The sequence below is a fragment of the Prochlorococcus sp. MIT 1314 genome, from assembly GCF_034093315.1.
Taxonomy (GTDB): domain Bacteria; phylum Cyanobacteriota; class Cyanobacteriia; order PCC-6307; family Cyanobiaceae; genus Prochlorococcus_A; species Prochlorococcus_A marinus_Y.
Genome location: NZ_CP139300.1, coordinates 471266 through 494654 on the forward strand (window position 1 = coordinate 471266; position 23389 = coordinate 494654).

21 protein-coding genes are annotated in these 23389 nt (G+C 31.1%); 9 read left to right on the forward strand and 12 right to left on the reverse strand.

Annotated elements, in window-relative coordinates:
• Positions 1 to 7: 7 nt before the first annotated feature.
• Positions 8 to 502 carry a helix-turn-helix domain-containing protein gene (locus tag SOI86_RS02810; protein ID WP_320682090.1) on the reverse strand — a complete coding sequence of 165 codons (495 nt, stop codon included), beginning with the start codon at positions 500 to 502 and terminating at the stop codon, positions 8 to 10.
• A gap of 183 nt (positions 503 to 685) precedes the next feature.
• The gene (locus SOI86_RS02815) at positions 686 to 2344 is read right to left on the reverse strand and encodes an AarF/ABC1/UbiB kinase family protein (RefSeq protein WP_320682091.1); all 1659 of its coding nucleotides are present in this window, start codon (positions 2342 to 2344) and stop codon (positions 686 to 688) included.
• Between the two features lie 64 nt (positions 2345 to 2408).
• On the opposite strand from SOI86_RS02815, the gene SOI86_RS02820 reads away from it, so the two are divergent.
• Both SOI86_RS02820 and SOI86_RS02825 read left to right on the forward strand, forming a co-directional pair.
• Positions 2409 to 3800: an aminotransferase class I/II-fold pyridoxal phosphate-dependent enzyme gene (locus tag SOI86_RS02820; RefSeq protein ID WP_320682092.1), complete on the forward strand. Its 1392-nt coding sequence runs from the start codon at positions 2409 to 2411 to the stop codon at positions 3798 to 3800.
• Between the two features lie 15 nt (positions 3801 to 3815).
• Positions 3816 to 4673 carry a phosphatidate cytidylyltransferase gene (locus tag SOI86_RS02825; RefSeq protein WP_320682093.1) on the forward strand — a complete coding sequence of 286 codons (858 nt, stop codon included), beginning with the start codon at positions 3816 to 3818 and terminating at the stop codon, positions 4671 to 4673.
• Between the two features lies 1 nt (position 4674).
• On the opposite strand, the gene SOI86_RS02830 is transcribed toward SOI86_RS02825, so the two are convergent.
• The 4 genes from SOI86_RS02830 to SOI86_RS02845 all read right to left on the reverse strand — a co-directional run bounded on the left by SOI86_RS02830 (position 4675) and on the right by SOI86_RS02845 (position 9842).
• Positions 4675 to 5580, reverse strand: coding sequence for an alpha/beta hydrolase (locus SOI86_RS02830; RefSeq protein WP_320682094.1), 906 nt, complete (start codon positions 5578 to 5580; stop codon positions 4675 to 4677).
• Positions 5581 to 5588: 8 nt separating this feature from the next.
• Positions 5589 to 6680 carry an iron-containing alcohol dehydrogenase gene (locus SOI86_RS02835; RefSeq protein ID WP_320682095.1) on the reverse strand — a complete coding sequence of 364 codons (1092 nt, stop codon included), beginning with the start codon at positions 6678 to 6680 and terminating at the stop codon, positions 5589 to 5591.
• Between the two features lie 12 nt (positions 6681 to 6692).
• The gene (locus SOI86_RS02840; RefSeq protein ID WP_320682096.1) at positions 6693 to 9221 is read right to left on the reverse strand and encodes an ATP-dependent Clp protease ATP-binding subunit; all 2529 of its coding nucleotides are present in this window, start codon (positions 9219 to 9221) and stop codon (positions 6693 to 6695) included.
• Between the two features lie 177 nt (positions 9222 to 9398).
• Complete coding sequence (locus SOI86_RS02845) at positions 9399 to 9842, reverse strand: GNAT family N-acetyltransferase (protein ID WP_320682097.1); 444 nt, start codon at positions 9840 to 9842, stop codon at positions 9399 to 9401.
• Between the two features lie 88 nt (positions 9843 to 9930).
• Here SOI86_RS02845 and lysA point away from each other — a divergent pair, with 88 nt between their 5' ends.
• Genes lysA through SOI86_RS02875 form a run of 6 tightly spaced genes read left to right on the forward strand, consistent with a single transcriptional unit; the run spans position 9931 to position 15504 of the window.
• Entirely contained in the window at positions 9931 to 11304 is a 1374-nt protein-coding gene (lysA, locus tag SOI86_RS02850) for a diaminopimelate decarboxylase (RefSeq protein WP_320682098.1), read from the forward strand.
• A gap of 28 nt (positions 11305 to 11332) precedes the next feature.
• Positions 11333 to 12241, forward strand: a complete 909-nt coding sequence (gene cdaA, locus SOI86_RS02855; protein ID WP_320682099.1) for a diadenylate cyclase CdaA — start codon at positions 11333 to 11335, stop codon at positions 12239 to 12241.
• Positions 12242 to 12244: 3 nt separating this feature from the next.
• Positions 12245 to 13048, forward strand: a complete 804-nt coding sequence (locus tag SOI86_RS02860) for an isoprenyl transferase (RefSeq protein WP_320682100.1) — start codon at positions 12245 to 12247, stop codon at positions 13046 to 13048.
• A 6-nt stretch (positions 13049 to 13054) separates the two neighbouring features.
• On the forward strand, positions 13055 to 14062 hold the full coding sequence (gene bioB / locus SOI86_RS02865; protein WP_320682101.1) for a biotin synthase BioB: 1008 nt from the start codon (positions 13055 to 13057) through the stop codon (positions 14060 to 14062).
• Positions 14059 to 14967, forward strand: a complete 909-nt coding sequence (locus tag SOI86_RS02870; protein WP_320682102.1) for a rhodanese-related sulfurtransferase — start codon at positions 14059 to 14061, stop codon at positions 14965 to 14967. Before bioB ends, SOI86_RS02870 begins: the two co-directional genes overlap by 4 nt.
• Before the next feature lie 36 nt (positions 14968 to 15003).
• Positions 15004 to 15504, forward strand: a complete 501-nt coding sequence (locus SOI86_RS02875) for a hypothetical protein (RefSeq protein ID WP_320682103.1) — start codon at positions 15004 to 15006, stop codon at positions 15502 to 15504.
• Here SOI86_RS02875 and lipA read toward each other — a convergent pair.
• On the reverse strand, positions 15501 to 16400 hold the full coding sequence (gene lipA, locus SOI86_RS02880) for a lipoyl synthase (protein WP_320682104.1): 900 nt from the start codon (positions 16398 to 16400) through the stop codon (positions 15501 to 15503). The genes SOI86_RS02875 and lipA overlap by 4 nt on opposite strands.
• A 2-nt stretch (positions 16401 to 16402) precedes the next feature.
• A complete protein-coding gene (gene recR, locus SOI86_RS02885) occupies positions 16403 to 17002 on the reverse strand; it encodes a recombination mediator RecR (protein WP_320682105.1) in 600 nt (199 codons plus the stop codon).
• A gap of 103 nt (positions 17003 to 17105) precedes the next feature.
• On the opposite strand from recR, the gene psbP reads away from it, so the two are divergent.
• Positions 17106 to 17663 carry a photosystem II reaction center PsbP gene (gene psbP / locus SOI86_RS02890; RefSeq protein ID WP_320682106.1) on the forward strand — a complete coding sequence of 186 codons (558 nt, stop codon included), beginning with the start codon at positions 17106 to 17108 and terminating at the stop codon, positions 17661 to 17663.
• A gap of 16 nt (positions 17664 to 17679) precedes the next feature.
• On the opposite strand, the gene SOI86_RS02895 is transcribed toward psbP, so the two are convergent.
• The 4 genes from SOI86_RS02895 to SOI86_RS02910 form a co-directional block, all read right to left on the reverse strand.
• On the reverse strand, positions 17680 to 19452 hold the full coding sequence (locus SOI86_RS02895; RefSeq protein WP_320682107.1) for an ABC transporter ATP-binding protein: 1773 nt from the start codon (positions 19450 to 19452) through the stop codon (positions 17680 to 17682).
• 10 nt (positions 19453 to 19462) lie between these two features.
• On the reverse strand, positions 19463 to 19714 hold the full coding sequence (locus SOI86_RS02900; RefSeq protein WP_320682108.1) for a hypothetical protein: 252 nt from the start codon (positions 19712 to 19714) through the stop codon (positions 19463 to 19465).
• 51 nt (positions 19715 to 19765) lie between these two features.
• Positions 19766 to 21547 (reverse strand): DEAD/DEAH box helicase, encoded by a 1782-nt coding sequence (locus tag SOI86_RS02905; RefSeq protein ID WP_320682109.1) that lies wholly within the window; start codon positions 21545 to 21547, stop codon positions 19766 to 19768.
• A gap of 138 nt (positions 21548 to 21685) precedes the next feature.
• Positions 21686 to 23389 carry an ATP-dependent DNA helicase gene (locus SOI86_RS02910; protein ID WP_320682110.1) on the reverse strand — a complete coding sequence of 568 codons (1704 nt, stop codon included), beginning with the start codon at positions 23387 to 23389 and terminating at the stop codon, positions 21686 to 21688.

Sequence of the window (23389 nt, forward strand, 5' to 3'; positions counted from 1 at the left end):
TTGAAGATTATTTATCAATGATTTTATTTTCAATATTTTGAATCTCTATTACATTCACAGTTGGAATAAAGTATCTCTTTAATATAAATATAGTTAAAACTAATATAAAAAAATACAAAAGACTTCCCTGCCAAGTATTTATAAGATCGAATCTTCTAACAAGAAAATCTTTTTTTTCTTTCTTAAAAGGTTCACTTTCTCTACTTGCCAATTTTACTAAGGCATTTTTTTCTAAAACTAAACATTCCTCTAACTTAATTAATATAGATCTTATAAAGGGATACTCTGGTCTATTATTTTTATCATTATTTTCAATAGCACTTATTGTTTGCTCAGGAATTCTCGAAATATATGACAATTCTTGTATTGTTAGTTTTTTTTTGATTCTTGCTTCATTTACTAACTTTGCAATTTCTCTATACTGATCTTCCAACCCATGCTTGATGCCTTTATTATTTTCAGTTTTTTTATTAAATAAAAATAGATTATTCAAAAAATTCATTTCATATTAAGATTTTTATTATTTTGTATTAATTTATAATCACCTTCCTTAAGGTAATCAAATCGATTATTAGAAAAATTAATTCTTTTAATACTCAATTCTTAGAAAAAAACTACTTCATTTAATCTTAATCCATTAATATATCAAAAATCATTAGTTAATTTCCTAGTATAAATATAAAAACTAAATTGGAGAAATAAAATTTTGAACCGCACTTTTAGCAATATTTAAAGGGCTAAAGGTATCTCTAATTAAACCTATAAGTTTTTTTGCATCACTAAATTCTAATTTATCGTCTTTAATAAGGCTTAGAAGAAGATTTTTTCGAACTTCTGATCCTTTTTTACTAACAAATAATTTCAATCCAGCATTAGCTACTGGTATGAGATCTGAATTAATATTCTCAGCATCTCCAAAAAGAATGTTTAATAAACTTTCGACCTTTTCTATTTGAATTCGACCTTCTTTATCAAAAACAACTTCTAAAAGAATTTCTAAAATCTCATCAGAATTATCGGTAAGAAGTTTTTTAGCTATGTAAGGATATGCGATTTTTAGAATTTTAAATTCAGGATCTAGTCTTAGTGCCAAACCTTCTTGACTAACAACTGCTCTTATTATCAAGGCAAACCTACTGGGCACTCTAAATGGATAAGAATACATAAGTTTTGAGAATTTATCAGTTACATTTTTAAGATTAAAATTCCCAACCTCAGCACCTAGAGAGTCACCTAGAACTTCTTTTAAAGGATGAACAAGTTTTTGAAGATCTTGATCATTAGTTAAAAAACCTAATTTCTGAAAATCTTTTGCAAGAAGATAATATTCTTCATTTATTATGTGAACAATTGCCTTGATGAGAGTAAGTCTATCTGTATTTGTAATTGTATCCATCATTCCGAAATCAACATAAGCTAGATTCCCACAATCTGCATTTCCCCCTTTAAGCGCAAACATATTTCCAGGATGGGGGTCTGCATGAAAATATCCATATTCAAATAATTGCTGTAGTCCACTGATTACACAAGTTTTTATATAAGAGGCAGGTATTAAGTTATTTTGCTCTAATAAAGCCCGATCTCTTAACTTCACGCCATCAATCCAGGAGGTTGTAATAATCCTTTTAGATGAAAACTGTCTTTCAAAGTTAGGGATAAAAACGTTGGGGTTTTCTTTAAATAAATCTGCGAACTTTAAAGCATTTTCCCCCTCTTTTTCATAGTCAATTTCATCGAAAAGTGCCTTACCAAATTCGTCTATTATTTCTCCAATTCCAACCCCAATATTTAATGGCAAAAATGGTGACAAAAAAGTTGCTAAAAACCTTAAGATTACAACATCTCTTCTTATTAGAAAGTACAAGTTTGGCCTCTGTACTTTTACAGCCAGATAATTATTATTTTTTGTTTTTGCTTTATAGACTTGACCTAAGCTTGCCGAGGCAATAGGACTATCAGGGAATTCATCAAATAATTCATTAGCGGGTGCTCCAAGTTCCTCTTCAATTATTTTTAAAGCAATTTTGTGTTCAAAAGGTGGTAGATTATCCTGCAAGTTTGTTAGTTCTGTAAGCCAATCTTGGCTAACAAGATCTGGTCTAGTTGAAAGTGCCTGACCTAATTTTATGAAACAAGGTCCTAAATCTGTAATTACATCGAAAAGATATTTTGAAAGATTTTTCTGTACATTTTTATTTTTACTGTTACCTTGAAAAAGTATTCTTAAAAAAAGAAAAATAAAAGTTAAAAGTATGTATAAAACTCTTGGTATAAAAATCCATGGTCTCAAAATCAACCAAATCAAGTCTCCTTTTGCTGAATATTTCGAATAAGTTCTCGTCATTAAAGTTAAAAAATATCAAAGAAGAATTCCATCCATTTCATTCTATATGTGTCAATAATACTTTATGAGCATTTCATCTTTTCTAACTAAAAAGTTTTTAAAGTCACTTTTCTTTCCGGCTCATAACAGAGGGGAAGCCTTACCCAAGAGATTAGTTAAATTATTAAATAATAAGCCTGGTCATTGGGACTTACCTGAACTGCCAGAGATAGGTTCACCATTATCCAAAAGCGGACTAATCGCCGAATCGCAAAGAGAATTTTCTGAAAAATTTATGGCCAAAGGATGTTTTTTTGGAGTTAATGGAGCCTCTGGGTTAATACAATCAGCGGTAATTGCAATGGCAAATCCTGGAGAAACTATCCTAATGCCTAGGAATGTACATATAAGTGTTATAAAAACCTGTGTGATGCAAAACATAATTCCATTATTCTTTGACTTAGAATTTTCATCCGAAACTGGGCATTACAAACCAATAACAAAAAACTGGTTCGAAAATGTATTAAAAAAAATAAATTTTAACAAGACAAAAATTGTAGGAGTGATTCTTGTAAGTCCCTCTTATCATGGTTATGCAGGAGAACTAGATCCTTTAATAGATCTTTGTCATAAAAAAAATTTACCTGTTTTGGTTGATGAAGCCCATGGTTCGTATTTCCTTTTTTGTGAAAACTTAGATTTACCAAAATCAGCATTATTATCTAATGCTGATTTAGTCGTTCACTCATTGCATAAGTCGCTAAATGGATTAACTCAAACGGCAGCACTTTGGTACAAGGGGGATCTAGTAAATGAGCACAATTTAATCAAAAGTATTAATTTGCTCCAAACTACTAGTCCAAGTTCATTGTTACTTTCTTCTTGTGAAGAATCTCTTAAAGACTGGCTTAATAAAAAAAGTTTATCAAAATATCAAAAAAGAATTTTAGATGCAAAAAGTATCTACAAAAAATTAATCCAAAAGAATGTTCCTCTAATTGAAACCCAAGATCCTTTAAAAATAATATTAAATACCTCTAAGGTTGGAATTGATGGTTTTACAGCTGATCAATTCTTTTATAGGAATGGTCTTATTGCTGAATTACCAGAAATGATGACCCTCACTTTTTGCTTAGGATTTGCAAATCAAAAAGATTTTGTTAATTTATTCGAAAAGTTATGGAATAAATTAATTTACAATTCTAAAAATTTAAAAACATTAAAAGTGCTCAAATCCCCATTTAAATTAGTTCAAGCACCAGAAATTGAAATTGGAATTGTTTGGAGAAGCAAGACTCGTAGTATTCCTTTCTCCCAATCATTAAATGAAATTTCTGGAGATATTATTTGTCCGTATCCTCCTGGGATTCCTATATTAGTTCCTGGAGAAAGAATAGATATGGATAGGTTTAATTGGATAAAAAATCAAAGTACATATAACAAAGATCTGGTAAATTTTAATATAAGAGTTTTATAAACTTAAAAATTTGATATGAGACTGAAAAGCGGATTACTTATAGGGATTTTTGGCTTAATTGTTGTTTTGTTAGGAGGATGGTTTTTTACATTGGCAATTGCATTACTTACTTATTTAGCATTATTAGAATTTTTTAGGATGGCCGAATTTAAAGGGATAAAACCAGCAACAAAAACTACATTATTTTCATGCTTAGTTATTATAATTTCTACTTATCTCGAGACCATAGGTTTGCTTGAAGGAGAGATATCAAATGCAGTCTTGCCTGTCTGTTCAGTTGGAATATGCACATGGTTACTTTTGCAACCAAAATCTGGAACAATTTCTGATATTGCAGCCTCAATTTTTGGATTATTTTATTTAGGTTTTCTGCCTAGTTACTGGATAAAGTTAAGGGGATTAGAGTCAGTGGTAATAAGTTCAAATCAAGGCTTTATCTCGTTTGAAAACTTGTCAAATACTTCAGGGCTGAATTTAACTTTAACTTCTTGTTTTTTAATCGTAGCGAGTGATATTGGTTCTTACTTTATTGGGAAGTCATTAGGCAAAAGATCCCTTTCTCCAATATCTCCGAGTAAAACTATAGAAGGTTTAATTGGAGGAATATCCTGCTCAACTTTGCTAGCAATATTCTTCGCATTTTTACTTAATTGGGAAAATCCATTTTTAGTTGGAATTTTATATGGAATTTTAATTTCTCTTATGGCCTTAGTTGGAGATTTAATTGAATCAATGATGAAGAGAGATGCAAAAATAAAAGATTCAGGAACTTTTTTACCTGGTCATGGAGGTATTCTTGACCGAATTGACAGCTATATTTTTACTCCATCTGTTTTATATTACATTTTTGTAATTCTTAAATATTTTAGTTAATTTAGAATTTATTACAAAAATAATCATGAATAATCTTACTAGACAATGATGGAAGGTCTACATGAGGAAGATGACCACAATTTTGCAAACCTATAAAATTTAATTTTTCAATTTCTTTTATATTTTTAATTTCTTTTTTACCAATAATTCGATCATTTTCTCCGCAAAGTGTTTTGATTGGAATATTTTGAATATATTTATGTGTTCCAGCGAACCCTCCACTTTTTGCAAATGATGCCAGTGAATTCCTCCATCCTTTACAACCTAAATGAATTGAAGCAATTTGCTCTTCCATTTCACCAACATATTTATCTGGATAAGCAAATGCTTGTCTGCAAAGACTTTTTCTGACTTGTTGCAACCCTAGAAATGAGGCCCCAATTTGGTTAAGAGGGAAAGGAATATTCTTAGGTTCACCGAACAATCCGGCGGGAGATAATAGAATTATTTTATCTATAGAATTTGGAATTTCAAAAGCAAGTTTTAAAGCTGTTGATCCTCCCATAGAAGCACCAATAATTTTTAGATTATTTGTAATTTCTAGGGTTTCTAGGATATCAATTAAATATGAAATTATCTTCTGAGGATTGTATTCATTTGTTGCGCACCTAGGACTAAAACCAAAACCCAACAGATCAGGGATTATAACTTGAAAATCTCTCTTTAATGCCTGATATATTCTCCTAAACTCCAAAAAACTACTATCAAAGCCATGCAAGAGAAGTATAGGTTCACCTTTTCCTCCAATGACTACTGGGAATTTCAAAAAGTTCCATTTTTCATTAAGTTTTATCCACTTAACATCGTTTGCTAAATAAATACCTAATGGGTCTAATAGTGACAATTTTGCCCTCTCAAAAAATTCAACGTTTAAATCACTAAGTTGTTCGAAATTAGTTTTAGTCAAAAAGATATTTATATTTTTAATTTTTGTTGTTCGAAATTAGTAATAAGCTCAACTATGTCTTGTTTCCTAATTTCAAAAGGCAAGAAGTGAATCTCAGATTTATCTCTACAAGTAAAATTAGCAATTTTATCTAAATTTTGATTCTCAAAAACATTTATTCCCAATTGTGCAATAGTAGTTGGCAATTTCAATTCGTTCATTAGTACCATCAATTGTTTAATCGATTGATCGGCTAATTTATTATTATTTTTCATTTCTTCAAGTCTTAATTGCAATAATAATCCAACTCCAACTATCTCACCATGAAAAAATTTATTTGGGGTAATTATCTGTGTTATCGCATTATGAATAGCATGTGCTGCGGCTGTTCTACACTTTTCTCCTCCAATACCTCCTACTAATCCCGCTGTAAGCCCACATGCTTCTATAGTATTTCTCCAAGAAGGATTATCTTCAAATTCACCCTTAAAAGCTTTAGCTCCATCTATTAGTAATTGGTCTCTTAAAACCCTTGATATCTGAATAGCTTGTTGTACAAGGCCATCATCTATTGCTGAACTTGTTATTGAGGATTCATACCATTTTGCTAAAGCATCTGCTATTCCACTTGCAAGTGTTCTTGATGGAGCTGTTTGAATGAATTCATGATCATATACTAGGATTTTTGGACAAGATCTTAATACAATATCCCGAATAAATTGGCCATTTTTTGTATAAATATTCGATAAAGCCGTCCAACCAGCACATGTAGAGGCGCTAAGAGGCACTGTAATACAGGGAATATTAAGACATTCTGCTATATATTTCCCAGAATCAAGAACTTTGCCGCCTCCAGCTGCGATAACAGAATCATGTTTATTCTTTAAGATTATTTTCTTGATTCTTGAAATATCTTCGAAACAACAATCAAATTGTAAATTAGCAGAATTAACATGAAGATTATGATTTTTTAAATCTCTAAAAATTTTATTTCTTGGTTTACCAGTATGAATGCTTCTCCCTAAAATTAAAGGACTTTTAGTTATTTTAGTAATTTGAGGTAGAGCATTTACCCAAGCATCTTTTCCCCTAAATATGATTTCTGGAGAAATTGTCTGCATATTTGCTAATTTCTAAAAGTTAGCACTTGCTAGCTCCTGAGGAGATTCTTCAGAAGAAATATTAATTGTAACTTTTTTATTATCATCTATATCAACTAAAGCGGTATCTCCATCTTTTATTCTCCCTGAAAGAACTTCTTCAGCCAAACTATCTTCTAGTAAGCGCATAACAGCCCTCCTTAGAGGTCTTGCTCCATAAGAAGGATTATAGCCTTCTTCTACAAGTCTTTCTTTAAAAGCATCAGTGACATTTAACTTAATGCCTTTATCTTTTAATCTTTCAAAAACCTCTAGCAACATAATTTCAGCAATTTCTTTAACCTCATTTTTGGTTAGTTGCCTGAATACAATTATTTCATCTAGTCTATTTAAAAATTCAGGTCTAAAGTATTGCTTTAGCTCTTCATTGACTAGAGATTTTATTCTATTATATTGACTATCTTCAACAGAATCACCGGAAAATTCAAATCCTAATCCGCCTCCACCTTTCTCGATAACTTTTGAACCAATATTAGAGGTCATTATTAGCAAAGTATTTTTAAAATCTACAGTTCTGCCCTTTGAATCTGTTAACCTACCGTCTTCAAGTAGCTGCAATAATAAATTAAATACATCTGGATGGGCCTTTTCTACCTCATCAAATAAAACAACTGTATATGGACGTCTTCTTACCGCCTCAGTAAGCTGTCCACCTTCATTAAAACCAACATATCCTGGAGGAGAACCTATAAGTTTACTAACTGTATGTCTCTCCATGAATTCTGACATATCTAATCTGATCATTGCTTCTTCACTTCCGAAGAAATATGAAGCTAAAGATTTGGTCAATTCAGTTTTACCTACACCAGTAGGGCCTGAAAAAATAAAACTTGCTATGGGTCTGTTAGGATTTTTTAATCCAACTCTTGCTCTTCTAATAGCTCTGGATACAGCCTTTACTGCTTCATCTTGTCCAATAAGTCTTTGGTGGAGAGTTTCCTCCATGTTAAGAAGCTTGACAGATTCTGTTTCTGTTAGTTTTTGAACAGGAACACCTGTCCATGATGCTACGATATGTGCTACGTCCTCTTCACTAACAAGGGGATTTTGTAAAAGCTTTGAATCACTTTTAACTGAGTTTGAAGCGATATTAGATTCATCCTCGATTGTAGATTCTTTTTGGTTCTCAAGCACCTCTTTGATTTTTGCAGACAGTTCCATCTCTTTTTCTCTTAATTGGCCTGCCTGATCAAAATTCTGGTCTCTTACAGATTCTTCCTTTTGCTTTTGAACTTGACGTAGTTCTTTATCTATTTGTTTGGCTTCGGGTGGAAGTTTAGAATTAATTAAACGAACTCTGCTACCAGCCTCATCAATAAGGTCAATCGCTTTATCAGGCAAAAACCTATCAGATATGTAACGATCTCCAAGATGTGCTGCAGCCTCTAAAGCATCATCAGTTATTTTTAGACGATGATGTTGTTCATAACGTTCTCTAAGTCCTTTTAAGATTTCGATTGTATCTTCAATTGAGGGTTCTCCTACCATGACCGGTTGGAATCTTCTTTCTAATGCAGCATCTCTTTCGATGTGTTTTCTATATTCATCGAGCGTTGTTGCTCCAATACATTGAAGTTCTCCTCGGGCTAATGCTGGCTTAAGTATATTTGCAGCATCTATAGCTCCTTCAGCGGCTCCAGCACCAATTAAAGTATGCACTTCATCTATGACAAGTATTACGTTACCTGCAGATTTGATTTCTTCCATTATTTTTTTTAATCTTTCTTCAAATTCTCCTCTATATTTTGTTCCGGCTACTAAAAGGCCTATATCAAGGGTTAAAACTCTTTTCTCTTCAAGTATGTCGGGAATGTCTCCCAACTGTATTCTCTGAGCTAAACCTTCTGCAATAGCAGTTTTACCTACCCCAGGTTCTCCAATAAGTACTGGATTATTTTTAGTCCTTCTACCTAATATTTGAACTACACGATCTATTTCTTCGTGACGTCCAACTACTGGATCTAGTTTTGATTCAGAAGCTAGCTTTGTTAAATTTGTTCCAAATTCATCTAAAGTAGCAGTTTTCAAATTACCCTTACTTGAATTATTTCCAGCTCCAACTTCGGTAGTTTCGCCTAGCATCCTTATGACCTGAGTTCTTATTTTGGTAAGATCAACACTAAGATTTTCAAGAACTCTCGCTGCTACACCCTCACCTTCTCTTATTAATCCTAACAATAGATGTTCAGTTCCTATATAGTTATGACCTAGTTGACGAGCTTCTTCCAGAGATAACTCTAAAACTCTTTTCGCTCTAGGAGTAAAGGGTATTTCAACTGCTACAAAACCTGAACCTCTACCAATTATCTTTTCTACCTCTATCCTTGAGTCTTTAAGATTAACCCCAAGAGATTTAAGGACCTTTGCAGCGACTCCAGTTCCCTCGCCAATTAAACCCAATAGAATTTGCTCTGTACCAACAAAATTATGACCAAGCCTTCTTGCTTCCTCTTGGGCGAGCATAATGACTTTTATTGCCTTTTCTGTAAATCTTTCAAACATTAGAAGATTAAACCCTACTTATAACCTACCAGCAATATGTCAATTTTGTGTTCACAATGAGCTTTTGTGAATACCCAAAAGTATATTTTATTAAATCAAAATTTACTTTTTTTCAGTGATATAGCAATAAATTATAGTAATTTCAAGCATTCTGGTTATCCGAACAATTAATTTTTTTTATTTTTTAGTCATTAATTCTTTTTCTTTTAAAAGAGCATCTGATCCATCTCTATAATAGTTTCTTCTTATTCCCACAGTAAAAAAATCAAAGCTGCTATAGAATTTTTCAGCATTAATATTACTATCAGAAACTTCCAATAGTATTTTTGTTAAATTTAATAATCTACATCGTTTTATTAAATAACTCATTAAATATGATCCAAAACCTTTTTTCCTAAATTTCTGCTTCACCACAAAATAATTTATTTGAGCTTCATCAAGAACTACTTGCAAAACGCATATTCCTATTACTAAATTTGCAAGCAATAATCCAAAGACTTTTATTCCTTCTTTTTTGAATTCGTTAGACCATTGCTTTTTGCTCCATAACGCAATCGTATTTGAATCTAATTCATAACATAAATCAATATCTTTCTCATTTATTTGTTTAATAGATATCATTTTATAATGGAAGGGTATTCAAAAAAAGTTCGAACATAAGTCATTATAAAATATGACAGTTTTAGATAAACCTATTTAAAGTTCTCTCATGGAAGAAAAAAAATCCTTTTTGGAACAAAAGATTGACCTTAAAAGCCCTAATAAAAATATAGTGCCTATTACTGCATCTATCGGAAGCGATGGAAAGTTAACCATTGGGGGATGCTCAATTGAAGAATTAGTCGAAAAATATGATTCTCCTCTATATATTTTGGATGAAATCACTTTAAGACAATCGTGTAGAGCGTATAAAAAAGCATTAGAAAAATTTTACCCAGGGGAATCGCTACCTGTATATGCCTCCAAAGCGAATAGTTCTATTTTTATGAGTAACCTTGTTTCTTCAGAAGGTCTAGGACTTGATGCGGTTTCAGAAGGAGAATTATTAACTGCTCTTAAAGGTGGTGTCCCAAATGAAAACATTGTTTTTCATGGAAATAATAAATCAGACAAGGAAATAGAGTTTGCAGTTAGAAACAATATTAAAGTAATTGTAGATAATGATTATGACTTAGAGAGATTAGAGGACATCTCAAACTCATTTAATCGTGACTTAGAAATTTCGGTTCGTTTTACTCCTGGGATAGAATGTCACACACATGAATACATAAGAACAGGGTCATTTGATAGCAAATTTGGTTTCGGAATTGAATATTTAAATATTTTATTTGCCAAAATCAGTAAAACCAAAAATCTAAAATTAAAAGGATTACACGCTCATATAGGTTCCCAGATTTTTGAACTAGACCCTCATAAGGATCTGGGCGAAATAATGGTAAATGTTATTTTAGACGCCAAAAAATTTGGCCATAATATTGAAAAATTGAATGTAGGTGGAGGTTTAGGCATTAAATATACAGAAAATGACGACCCCCCTTCTATTGATGAATGGGTAAAAACAATTTCCACCTCAGTCGTTAAAGCTTGCAAAAAACACAATTTAGATTTACCTACATTGATGTGTGAGCCTGGAAGATCGATTGTATCTACAGCAGGGGTAACAATTTACAAAATTGGGGCATTTAAAGAAATTCCTGGTATCAGAACTTATTTATCTGTTGATGGGGGGATGAGTGATAATCCAAGACCTATAACATATCAATCAAATTATTCTGCATGCTTGGTTAGTAATCCCCTAAATATTAATTCCAAAAATAAATATACTATTGCTGGTAAGCACTGCGAATCAGGAGATGTATTGTTTAAGGAGATAGAACTAGGAGATTGTAAAACAGGAGACCTAATATGTGTTTTTGGTACAGGTGCGTACAATAATTCAATGAGTTCTAACTATAACAGAATTCCAAGACCCGCTGCCCTATTAGTTTATGATGGTGAAGCTGAGATTATTCAAAAGAGAGAAAGTTCATTAGATCTTTTGAAATATGATGTATTGCCTGATCGCTTTATTAAACAAAATTAGGTACATTTAAATTAATTTTATATTTAATGTGAATTTCTGGGGGATTATAAATTTAAAACTTTTATTAGATGTATTATTTGCTATTGGTTTCGGAATTTTATTATTTTCTAGAGTAAAAGAACAGAGGACATTATGGCTTTTGAGGGGATATTTGTTTTTAGTCTCTTCCGCATGGTTTATACAAAGATATGCTTACCTCCCATTAACATCAAAATTAATTGATGCTGTAGTTCTCGCCTGTTCTCTCTCCTTAGCGATCCTTTGGCAAGGAGAGTTAAGAAGATTAATGGAATTATTAGGCACTGGAAGGCTAGCTGTTTTATTAGGAAATCCCCCAAAAGAATTTAGAGCATCATCAACTACTATTTCTCAGTTAGTTAATACTGCAGGTAAACTCTCTCAAAACAGGAGAGGTGCTTTAATAGTTGTCGATTTGGGGAGTGATTTAAGGCCTGAAGATTTTTTATATTCAGGTACAAATATTGAGGCACAATTATCAACTGACCTTTTAATAAATCTTTTTGCCACAGATACACCGTTACATGATGGAGCAGTTCTTGTGAAAGGTAACAAAATAATATCTGCGGGTGTAATACTTCCTCTCTCGAGGCAAGGAATTAGTAGATATGGAACAAGACATTTAGCAGCATTAGGAATTACAGAAAGATTTGACAGATGTATATGTATTGTTGTTTCTGAAGAGACAGGTACGTTATCATTAGCAAATCAGGGAAAACTTGAGAGACCAATTACTAGCAGCAGATTAGAAGAACTTCTTGTAAATTTGATTGGGAGCCAAAACTCAATGGGAACAAGTAAATCATCTTCAAGTAAAAATATTTTGGCCCAAAAGCCAATCCAAAGTGATAATATTATCAGTGATACCAATGAAAAAGAGTCAAACAAAACAGAAATCATTACTAATAAAAAGGATTAACTAATGAGTTTAGGAAAAATAATTGACAAAAAAAATAATGACTTATCCAAGAGAATAGATAAGCAAAAAGTGCCAGAACATGTAGCAATAATTATGGATGGTAATGGGAGATGGGCGACTAAAAAAGGTTTACCTAGATCATTTGGTCATAACAAGGGGGTTAGTGTATTAAAAGAAATTATTAAAGCTTCAAAAAAATTAGGTTGTAAGGTCCTAACTGTTTATGCTTTTTCAACTGAAAATTGGACAAGACCAACGAAAGAAGTCGATTTTCTCATAAATCTTTTTAGCGAAGTTTTGGAAAGGGAAATTGAAGAGATCCATCAAGAATCAATTAAAATAAAATTTATTGGAGATTTAACTCCTTTCCCAGAGACTTTAAAAAAAATAATCTACAATTCTGAATCTCTAACAAAAAACAACAACACTTTTTTATTAAATGTTTGTGTCAATTACGGAGGGAGGCAAGAAATAGTAAAAGTTGCGAAAGAAATAGCATTTAAATCTTTTTCTGGGGAAATAAAACCAAGTGAAGTTAATGAAGAATTATTTAATTCAGAGCTATTAACTCAAGGAATTAAGGATCCAGAATTACTAATTAGAACTAGTGGAGAAAAAAGGATCAGTAATTTTCTTCTATGGCAATTAGCTTATTCAGAAATTTATATATCTGAAGTACTTTGGCCAGACTTCAATGAGTTCGAATTTCTTAAAGCAATAATTGATTACCAATCAAGGAATAGACGTTTCGGAGGTATAGAATCATTACCAAACGAGTCTTTAAAAGATCCTCAATGTTCTTCCTGACGAAAAATGACTAATTCGAATAAGCAGTTATTAAGAGAAATTAGGTTCGATTGGAATAAAGAAGAAATATTGGAAATACTTAATAAGCCTCTGATTGATTTAATGTGGGAATCACAAATTGTTCACAGGAAATTTAACAAATACAACATTCAATTAGCATCATTGTTCAGCGTAAAAACTGGTGGGTGTGAGGAAAATTGTTCGTACTGTAGTCAATCAATTTATAGTGCTAGCGAAATCAAAAGTCATCCGCAATTTCAAGTTGAAGAGGTTTTAGCAAGAGCTCAAATAGCAAAAAATGAGGGTGCAGATAGGTTTTGCATGGGTTGGGCATGGAGAGAAATTAGAGATGGGAAATCTTTTAATGCAATGTTAGAGATGGTTAGTGGTGTAAGAAATTTAGGGATGGAAGCATGCGTTACCGCTGGGATGCTTACAGAAGACCAAGCTTCAAGGCTAGCTGATGCAGGTTTGACCGCGTATAACCACAATCTTGATACAAGTCCTGAGCATTATAAAAATATTATTACGACTAGGACTTATCAAGACAGACTAGATACTATCAAAAGAGTAAGAAATGCAGGAATAAATGTTTGTTGTGGAGGGATAATAGGTTTAGGTGAAACTAATGGCGATAGAGCATCTCTTTTGGAAGTGCTTTCAAACATGAATCCGCACCCTGAAAGTGTTCCTATAAATTCATTAGTAGCTATTGAAGGTACTGGTTTAGAAGATAATCAAGAAATTGATTCTATTGAAATGATAAGGATGATAGCTACAGCAAGAATTCTTATGCCTAAAAGTAAAATAAGATTAAGTGCAGGGCGAGAAAAGCTTTCAAAAGAAGCCCAAATTTTATGTTTTCAATGTGGGGCAAATTCAATTTTTTATGGAGATGAGTTACTCACAACTTCAAATCCATCTTTTCAATCAGACAGAAAGCTTCTTAAAGAAGTTGGAGTATCTTTTAACAAAGATTTTGAAACTTGTGAAAAAACATTATCTTCTTTATGAAAGGCAAAAATTATAAAATTGTTTCTCTTTATTCTTTCTTCCCATTTCAAGAAAACTTAATTCTTGATCTCAAAAATAAATTATTAGAAATTGAAAATGAAAACGATCTTTCAGGTTTATTAATTTTTGCAAGTGAGGGTATTAATGGAACTATTTGTGCTGAGAAAAATATAATTAATATAGTTATCAATTTACTTAACAAATATACAGATAATAGAAATTTGAATATGAAAGTAAACTTTTCAAAAAAGAAAGTCTTCAAAAAATTAAAAATAAAAATCAAGAAAGAAATAGTTACGATGGGCATTAATGGAATAAACCCTTCACAAGATAATGGGACTTATATTGACTCAGTTGCCTGGAATAAGTTAATTAAAAATCAAAATACAATAGTCATTGATACTAGAAATAATTATGAGGTTTCTATAGGAACATTTCAGAATTCTATAAACCCAAATACGAGAAACTTTAGCGAATTCCCCAGGTGGGTAGATGATCATTTAGATAGTCATTTAGAAAATAAACAATCTACAAATATAGCAATGTTTTGTACCGGCGGTATCAGATGTGAAAAAGCTACTAGTTTGCTGAAAAAGAAAGGTTATAAAAATATTTATCACCTACAAGGAGGCATCCTTCAATACCTTGATGATATACCAGGAGAAGAAAACTTATTTGAAGGCGAATGTTATGTTTTTGATAAAAGAGTTGCTTTAGATCAAGAATTAAAAAAAGGTTCCTACTCGATTTGTCATGCATGTGGAATGCCAATTTCAATTCAAGATCAAAAAAGAAAAGAATATAGAAAGGGTATCCAATGTCATTTCTGCATAAATCAATTCAGTGATGATGATAGAAAAAGATTTGAAGAAAGGCAAAAACAGATCGATAGATTAAAAGGATAGAATCATAAAATCTATAAGGAATAATTTTCCAAAATCATGAAAGTTGAAGAATTAGAAAAATTAGCAAGTTCAATTGGACTATTAATTAAAATACAAGTTAGAGAAACTCTTGGATTATGTTTCTTTAGAATCGTTGTAGCAGAACAAAAAGATAAGATTATAAAGATTTGGGCCGAAATGAAAGGTTGGACTTATTTGAATAAGCAGGGGATTCAACTTGATACATTAAGAATCCTAAGTAAAGCCCCTCCCTATGTTTCAGAATTAATATGGGCAACAACTATGGCTTGGGGAATTGAAAAAAAATCAAGCAACAAAGCAAGACTTTTAGCCATTTTCGATAGTGAAGGATATAGCAAAAAACTTGTAAGATACTTCAAATTAATCGGATTTAAAATCATAAAAGAAGTTGGTTCTAGTCCAGTAGATCTTTTTTTAAGATTGGTTTGGGGAGGTGCCGGGACACTTATGACAGGAGAATGTATTCACATATTGAAAAAACTTGAAAAGAAACTCTCTTTAATTGAAGAAAGCTAACCGGCATGATAACTACTTCTAACTAAGGGGCCAGAAGATACTTTCTTGAATCCTAATTCCTTGGAGAAGCGATATAAATATTCAAACTCTGATGGATCCCAATATTTCTTGACTGCCAAATGATTTAATGAGGGCCTTAAATATTGACCTATTGTAATTTGATCACAATCTATATTTTTAAGATCATAAATTGTATGTTTTATTTCATCCAATGTTTCCCCAAGGCCCAACATAATGCCTGATTTAGTTTGAATATGAGGAGCAATTTCTTTTGACTTTTTTAGTAAACTTAGTGATTTTTTGTAATTTGCACCTCTCCTAACTTCTTTTTGAAGTCTTTCGACAGTTTCAAGATTATGATTAAAGCAAATTGGATCTTTATCTAAAATCATCTTCAATCTTTTAGTCTGAAGATTATTAGTTTCATCAAAATTCTTGCCCCCACCCCATAAATCAGGAGTCAAAACCTCTATTTTTATTTTTGAATCAACTTTTCTAATCTCATTCATTGTAGATATAAATAAATTTGCACCATGGTCAGTGAGATCATCTCTAGCTACCGATGTTAAAACAACATATTTCAAATTTAATACTTTTACTGCTTCAGCAACTTGAATAAATTCATTACTATTGACTGAACTAGGTCTACCTTTATTTACCTGACAGAAAGCACAAGAACGAGAACATATTGATCCACCTAGTAAAAAAGTGGCTGTTCCTGAGGCATAACATTCTGCTCTATTTGGACATCTTGCTTCTTCACAAATAGTATGAATATCTAGTTTTTTAATAAGTGATTGTATTGTTTCGAACTCTGAAGCTTTACTAATAGGAAATTTTATCCATGGAGGAAGTCTTAAAATTTTTTCTTTCTTGATTAGATTATTTTGTTTCATTTCTAATTAAGCTTTGTTCTTCCTTCTAAGGCCCTAGCGAGGGTCACTTCATCTACATATTCAAGTTCACTTCCCATTGGGAGGCCATAGGCAATCCTCGTAACTTTAGTGAAAGGGGCTAATAATTTTCCAATATAAAGACTTGTTGTATCTCCCTCAACACTTGGGGTCAATGCAAGTATGATCTCATCTATTTCAGACTTGCTAACTCGTTCTACTAAGCTTCTTATTTCTAAAAGTTCAGGTCCCACAGAATCCATTGGAGATATTAAACCACCAATGACGTGATAGACACCTTTAAACTCTCTCGCTCGTTCTAAAGCAAGCAAATCTTTGGTTTCTGCTACTACGCAGATTAGTTTTTGGTTTCTTTCAGTATTTCTGCATATTTCACATTCATCTGCTGATGTCAAATTGAAGCATTTTTTACAACGGCCAACATTACTATGAGCTTCTAACAAAGCTTTTGAAAAATCCCTTATTGTACTTTCAGGTTGTTTTAGAATAAATAGTGCTAATCGTTGAGCTGTTCTTGGACCAATCCCTGGAAATTTCTCAAAATGACCAATTAATTTTGAAAGTGGTTTGGTATAGGTAATCAAAATTCAACTATTTCTAGGATTAATTTAGACCCAAAATTCTGAATTGCCATAATTGTTTGCTTTTAATGTCTTATTATGTTTTTAGTTAGTAATTTCAAACAAAATGAAAAATAATAAATTCAACCCTTTCAAATATTTATTTCTAATTTTTTTGTGTTTAATACTTAACGCTTGTAGTGGAGGTATCAATGCGGGATTAGAAGCTTATCAAAGTCCCGACGGAAGATATGCATTTTTGTATCCAACAGGATGGACAAGAATAAAAGTCGATGGAGGACCTGAAATTATTTATCATGATTTAATCAATAGTAATGAGACATTAAGTTTAGTAGTTTCTGATGTAAATAAAGAGGTTCAATTAGAGCAATTGGGGACCCCAAGTGAAGTGGGTCAAACATTAATTGATAAAGTAATTGCTCCCGAAGGTTCAGGTAGAGAGGTAAAACTTATTAATGCCAACAAGAGGGAGCTATCCAATCATATTTTCTATGATTTAGAGTATGAATTAAATTTAGATAAACAAGCCAGGAATGAACTAGCTACAGTCGTAATTGATAGGGGAACACTTTATACTTTTGCTGTAGGAACAAATGAAGAGAGATGGAACAAAGTTGATGGAATGTTTAGTAATGTAATTGAATCATTTAACTTCTTAATATAGTTTTAGAAAATACATCCTAAATACCTACCTGAACATTCCACAAATCTGCATATATTTTCTTCTGATTTAATAAGTTTTTATGTTTTCCACTTTCAACTATTTTACCTTTATCAATAACAATAATATTGTCAGCATTTTTTATCGTGCTTAATCTATGAGCTATTACAATCGTGGTTCTTTCTTTTGTGATTTTAGATAATGATTTCTGAATTAAAGCCTCTGTTTCATTGTCAACTGAGGCGGTAGCTTCATCTAATATTAATATTGGAGCATCCTTTAAAACAGCTCTCGCCAAGGCAATCCTTTGGCGTTGGCCGCCCGAGAGCCTTTGCCCCCTTTCTCCCACTATAGTTTTATAACCCTCTGGTAATTGTTCAATAAATTTATGAGCTTCAGCAATCTTTGACGCCTTGATGATGTCTTTAAAACTTGGGTTAATTGAGCCATAAGCAATATTTTCTTGTACAGTGCCATGAAATAAATAAGTTTCTTGACTAACTAAAGATATACATTTTCTTAAATCTCTCAAATTAATTTCTTTAATAGGAATGCCATCCAAGGTAATTAAACCATTATTACTATCATAAATCCTAAGAAGTAGTTTTATTATCGTACTTTTCCCAGAACCTGTTAACCCAACAATTCCTAAAGTTGAGTTATTTTCAATTTTGAAATTTATATTTTTTAAAGTTAAATCTCTTCCAGGATAGCTAAAATTTACATTATTAAAAATGATTTGACCTTTAGTATGCTTAGGTTCAATTTTTATTTTTCCATCTTTTATTTTTACAGGAGTATCAATAAGATCAATTACTCTATCTATTGATGCCATAGATCTCTGAAAATCATCTAAAACATGTCCTAAAGTAGTTAAAGGCCACAATAATCTTTGTGTAATAAACACTAGAAAACTATAGGTACCTACATTAAGAGTATTATTCCAGGTTTGGAAGCCTCCAATTAATAGAATTGCTATAAAAGCAAATAATATTGCAAATCTTATAAGTGGGATAAAAGCTGAAGATAATTTAATTGCAGCCTTATTACTTCTTTGATAAGCAAGACTTTCTTTATTTAATCTATGAAGTTCCCATTTTTCTTTAGTGAAACTTTTTATAGTCAGAATTCCACTTAAATTATTATTAAGTCTTGAAGCCAACATTCCTGCCTTATTTCTTACATCTTTATATTTTGGAGCTAGCTTTCTTTGAAAGTTAATTGATCCTAAAAATATGATTGGTATAGGAAAGAAAGCAAATAAAGCAATTTTTGGAGCAACAAAAATCATCGTGCCACCAATTATTAAGACAGTTATAATTAACTGAATAATCTGATTAGCCCCTTGGTCTAGAAATCTCTCGAGTTGATTTATATCATCATTCAAAATAGACAATAGCCTTCCAGTATTATCGTTTTCAAAAAATTCCATATCTAATTCCTGTATATGGTCATAAGCTTTTATTCTTAATTTATGTTGTGATAGCTGAGCCAGATTTCTCCATAAAACCGAATATAAATATTCAAAGGAAGATTCACCAGACCAAACTATCCCTGATGCAAATGCAAGAAAAATCAATTGTGCTGGAACTTCTTTTATACCAAAACCAGCAATCCATGAATTCTGTTCTTTTACAACGATATCAACTGCAAGACCTATTATTACAGGGGGAGCTAAATCTAATATTTTATTAATTATGGAACTAAAAAACGCAAGAAATAGTAATCTCCTTTCTTCAATAAGATTCAAATAAAGTCTAATTATTGGATTTTGATTCTTCTTAGATCTCATAAAACTGCAATTAAATTTTTTTATTTTGATATAAATTTTCTTTGGTTTCTAACTTACATTTTGTTTTTGCATCTTGATGACTTGCAGTTTGAGTAAATTCTTTGTAGTAACATTCACAAGTTTCATTTGCGATCTCTTCAATATATTGTATTTCCGCTTTAAGCATCTCCTCTTTGACACTTTGAAGACAAAAGAATTTTATGATCGAATTTTGTTTTGCATTTGCTAAATAATGAAGATTAAAAGAGTTTAATAGAATCATTACATTCACCAGAAGAAAGAATTTATATTTGCTCGCTTTCATCCTCTATACTTAGCTTCTTACCTTAATTTTTTTTAATTTATTTTTAGTTTCTTTATGTAGATCTCTAGGTAAATCTACTAAACTATAATCATTAAAAATCTGTATCTTACCTATTGATCTACCATTAATATTAGTTGAATTACAGATTGAGGATATAATATTTGCTACTCTAACCCCGTCAAATTTACCAAAGTTAAATTTATAGGTTTCAAAAGAATCATTTTGATAATTATTTCTTCTGTTTGAATTTCTGTTGCGATTATTTCCACTTCTATTTAATCTATTTCGATCAGTATTATTTTGTTTATGAATCCAAGAATCATCTTCATCCACAAAAAATGCTTTATTACCTATGACTAAATTAATCGCCGCCATTGCAATATTTGAGTCATCCATAGAGTATTTTTCTTTCAAATTATCTAATATATCAATAATCAAAGCTTTGTTTTCTTCATTTTCTTCTTGAGCTAAAGAACTCTCATTAACATTTTCTATAAGTTTCTCCATCCTTTTTTCATTTATTATGTTATTGCTTGGTATATTAATTTCTTCAATCTTAGTTCTTGTTGAGTTTTCTAAGTTTCTTAGAAAATGTTTTTCTCTTTGATTAACGAATAAAATTGCCTCTCCAGATCTGCCGGCTCTACCTGTTCTTCCAATTCTATGCGTATATGTTTCCTTATCAAAAGGGAAATCGTAATTAACAACAAGTTTTATCCTCTCAACATCTAATCCTCTAGCTGCAACATCAGTTGCGACAAGGATATCAATAAATCCTTTTTTTAATCTATCTACAGTATTCTCTCTCTGATTCTGAGGAATATCTCCATTAAGCACTGCGACAGTATGACCCGAATTTTCTAGAGCTTCGGCTATTGAGGTAGTAAGTAATTTTGTCCTTACAAAAATTATTACTCCCTCGTTATTAAGTTCTAAAATTCTTTTTAAAGCATCTAACTTATGATGCCTTTGAACATATAGAAACTTCTGCGAAATTAATTGAGTTTCTTTTTTAACACTTTTGATTAATATTTCGGCGGGATCATTTAGATATTTTTTTGCTATGTTTCTAATCTCATTAGGCATTGTTGCTGAGAACAATACCATCTGTTTATTTTCGGGAAGTTGATCTATTATCCATTCAATATCTTCAAGAAAACCCATATTTAACATTTCATCGGCTTCATCTAAGACGAGACAACTTATGCAGTTAATTTTAAAAGTTCCCTGCCTTATATGATCCATTATTCTGCCAGGGGTTCCAACTACAACATCAACTTTTCTTTTCAATGCAGAAATTTGATTTCGATAGTCGGTGCCTCCATATATAGCAACAGTCTTAAAGTTTCTGGATTCAGAACTATAACTTTTAAAAGATTCTGCCACTTGAGTTGCCAACTCCCTTGTTGGAGTCATAACTAAAACCTTGGCATTTAATTCTTTATTATCTGAAAGTTTTTCTATTAAAGGTAATGCGAAAGCTGCAGTCTTACCTGTTCCAGTTTGAGCTTGGCCTAATAAATCTCTGCCTAACATCAGTTCTGGAATAGCAGCTTTTTGTATAGGAGTTGGATTTTTGTAACCTTTATTTCTTAACGAATTTAATATCGATTGATTAAATCCAAAATTGAGAAATCCATTCTCTTTATCATTACTTTTTGATACTTCCAATGATTGAGATCCAACTTCTCTTTTGTTTTCTAAGTTATTTAACTCAAGTGGGGAAACATCATCATTCTGAGATTTTTCCTGCTCATTATCAACTGAGGTGCCATCTTTTTTAAAAGCCATTTTAAATGCCCAATTATCTTCTGATCAGGCATTCAACATATATCTAAATTTACTTAAATTGTTGACTAGCCTTACAGAGCCGAGTTATTAATCTAGCATCTTGGGGTTAAAATCTTACTGATTTCTCAAAAATAAGATTTAATTTAAATAATATATATCTAGAAATTTCTTTGCTCTTGTAACTGCAGTGTAAAGCATCCTTCTTTCAAAATTATCTCTGCAAAAGATATTTTCACTATCTTCTTGTTTTTTTACAGAATATTGATTTCTTCTATATTTTTGGGACCACAAAATGCTAACTTTTTCAGATTCACTTCCTTGAGATTTATGAATGGTAATAGCTATTGCAGGCACAACATTTTCTAAATTAGATGGATCAATTAATTCAAAAATTTCTTCGTTTTTATCATTGAATTTTCTAAAAAGATATTTTCTTTCATTTTTTAACCCAACAAGGACGCCGATATCTCCGTTTGTTAATCCAAGTTCATTATTATTTTTTGTACACATGATCGGAACACCTTCGTTGAGAGTCTTAAGGTCATAAGGCTTTTTCTGACCAAAAACAACTTCATTCAAATATTCAACACTCCATATTCCAGTATTTTTCTCACATAAAATCAAGTGACTTTGCAAATCTAGAAATATCTTATCTACTAGATCTTTTTCTTTAAGCATTAGATTTTCAATACCCTCATCAAACATATATTTTTTTTTACTTAAATTTGAAGTTGAATAATTTAACTTATTTAGATGACTTCTAATTGAAGTTAAAAGATGTTTTGGAATATTTTTTTCTCTAGTTTTTGTTATATTAACTTCATTTGAGTTATTATTTTTTTCTAATTCTTTAATCTTTTGGTTAAGAAAAGAATCATCATTATTAAATATTAAACTACTAATTAATGCTACATCTCCAATATTTCTATAAATCTTGTTTAAATTTACTACACAAGATTTAATTAAACTATCATCACAATATTCAAACAAATAACTCCAAATAGAATAGTTATTTACTGGGGATAATTGATTTTTATCTCCAACTAAAATAATTTTGCAATCCTTTGCTAATAAACTTAAAACTGATTCAATCAAATCTATATTTACCATTGACATTTCATCAATTATGAAAATATCTAGTTCTTTTAGTTTAAATTTCAACTTAAGAGATTTATTTTGAGAATTTAAAATCCATCTATGTAAAGTTTGAAATTCTATTTGATCTAGAAATTTACTAAAGGAAATATTATTTTTATCATTAAGAGATTCTTTTAGTCTAGCGGTAGCTTTCCCTGTTGGAGCAGACAAACCAATATTTAAAAAGTTATCAATAAGCAGTAGTTCTAATATTAAATTTATTATTAAAGTTGTTTTACCTGTTCCTGGTCCTCCTTGGAGGAAAACTAAGTTTGAATATTTAAATATATTTTTAATTTGATCAATTTTATTATCATCTTCATAAATTATCGAATTTATCAAAATATCAGTATCTATTTTTTCTAAAAAGGAATTAATAACTCTATCTATCTTTCCTGACCATTTTGCAAGGGATAATTTTCTATCAACTAATACGAATGGAGAATCAAGGGCACCTATTAAGCCTATATCATTTAGTACTTCTAAATGTTTATTGGGCCAGCCATCTTCTAATAATTGAAAGATTATTAAACTATTATCTATATCAATAATAGTTTCACCGTTTTTTTCAAACTCTAATAAGATCTTTATTACATCTTTTACGAAATTTCCATATTTACTTTCATTAAATTTGAAAATACCTAAGATTAAATTAAATACATGATCATATTGGAAATTCTCAATATCAGTAATTGTGTTACTCAT

Coding starts and splice junctions, on each gene's coding strand:
- SOI86_RS02810 (WP_320682090.1), bottom strand. CDS start 502: ATGAATTTTTTGAATAATCTATTTTTATTTAATAAAAAAACTGAAAAT.
- SOI86_RS02815 (WP_320682091.1), bottom strand. CDS start 2,344: ATGACGAGAACTTATTCGAAATATTCAGCAAAAGGAGACTTGATTTGG.
- SOI86_RS02820 (WP_320682092.1), top strand. CDS start 2,409: ATGAGCATTTCATCTTTTCTAACTAAAAAGTTTTTAAAGTCACTTTTC.
- SOI86_RS02825 (WP_320682093.1), top strand. CDS start 3,816: ATGAGACTGAAAAGCGGATTACTTATAGGGATTTTTGGCTTAATTGTT.
- SOI86_RS02835 (WP_320682095.1), bottom strand. CDS start 6,680: ATGCAGACAATTTCTCCAGAAATCATATTTAGGGGAAAAGATGCTTGG.
- SOI86_RS02840 (WP_320682096.1), bottom strand. CDS start 9,221: ATGTTTGAAAGATTTACAGAAAAGGCAATAAAAGTCATTATGCTCGCC.
- SOI86_RS02845 (WP_320682097.1), bottom strand. CDS start 9,842: ATGATATCTATTAAACAAATAAATGAGAAAGATATTGATTTATGTTAT.
- lysA (WP_320682098.1), top strand. CDS start 9,931: ATGGAAGAAAAAAAATCCTTTTTGGAACAAAAGATTGACCTTAAAAGC.
- SOI86_RS02860 (WP_320682100.1), top strand. CDS start 12,245: ATGAGTTTAGGAAAAATAATTGACAAAAAAAATAATGACTTATCCAAG.
- bioB (WP_320682101.1), top strand. CDS start 13,055: ATGACTAATTCGAATAAGCAGTTATTAAGAGAAATTAGGTTCGATTGG.
- SOI86_RS02870 (WP_320682102.1), top strand. CDS start 14,059: ATGAAAGGCAAAAATTATAAAATTGTTTCTCTTTATTCTTTCTTCCCA.
- SOI86_RS02875 (WP_320682103.1), top strand. CDS start 15,004: ATGAAAGTTGAAGAATTAGAAAAATTAGCAAGTTCAATTGGACTATTA.
- lipA (WP_320682104.1), bottom strand. CDS start 16,400: ATGAAACAAAATAATCTAATCAAGAAAGAAAAAATTTTAAGACTTCCT.
- psbP (WP_320682106.1), top strand. CDS start 17,106: ATGAAAAATAATAAATTCAACCCTTTCAAATATTTATTTCTAATTTTT.
- SOI86_RS02895 (WP_320682107.1), bottom strand. CDS start 19,452: ATGAGATCTAAGAAGAATCAAAATCCAATAATTAGACTTTATTTGAAT.
- SOI86_RS02900 (WP_320682108.1), bottom strand. CDS start 19,714: ATGATTCTATTAAACTCTTTTAATCTTCATTATTTAGCAAATGCAAAA.
- SOI86_RS02905 (WP_320682109.1), bottom strand. CDS start 21,547: ATGGCTTTTAAAAAAGATGGCACCTCAGTTGATAATGAGCAGGAAAAA.
- SOI86_RS02910 (WP_320682110.1), bottom strand. CDS start 23,389: ATGAGTAACACAATTACTGATATTGAGAATTTCCAATATGATCATGTA.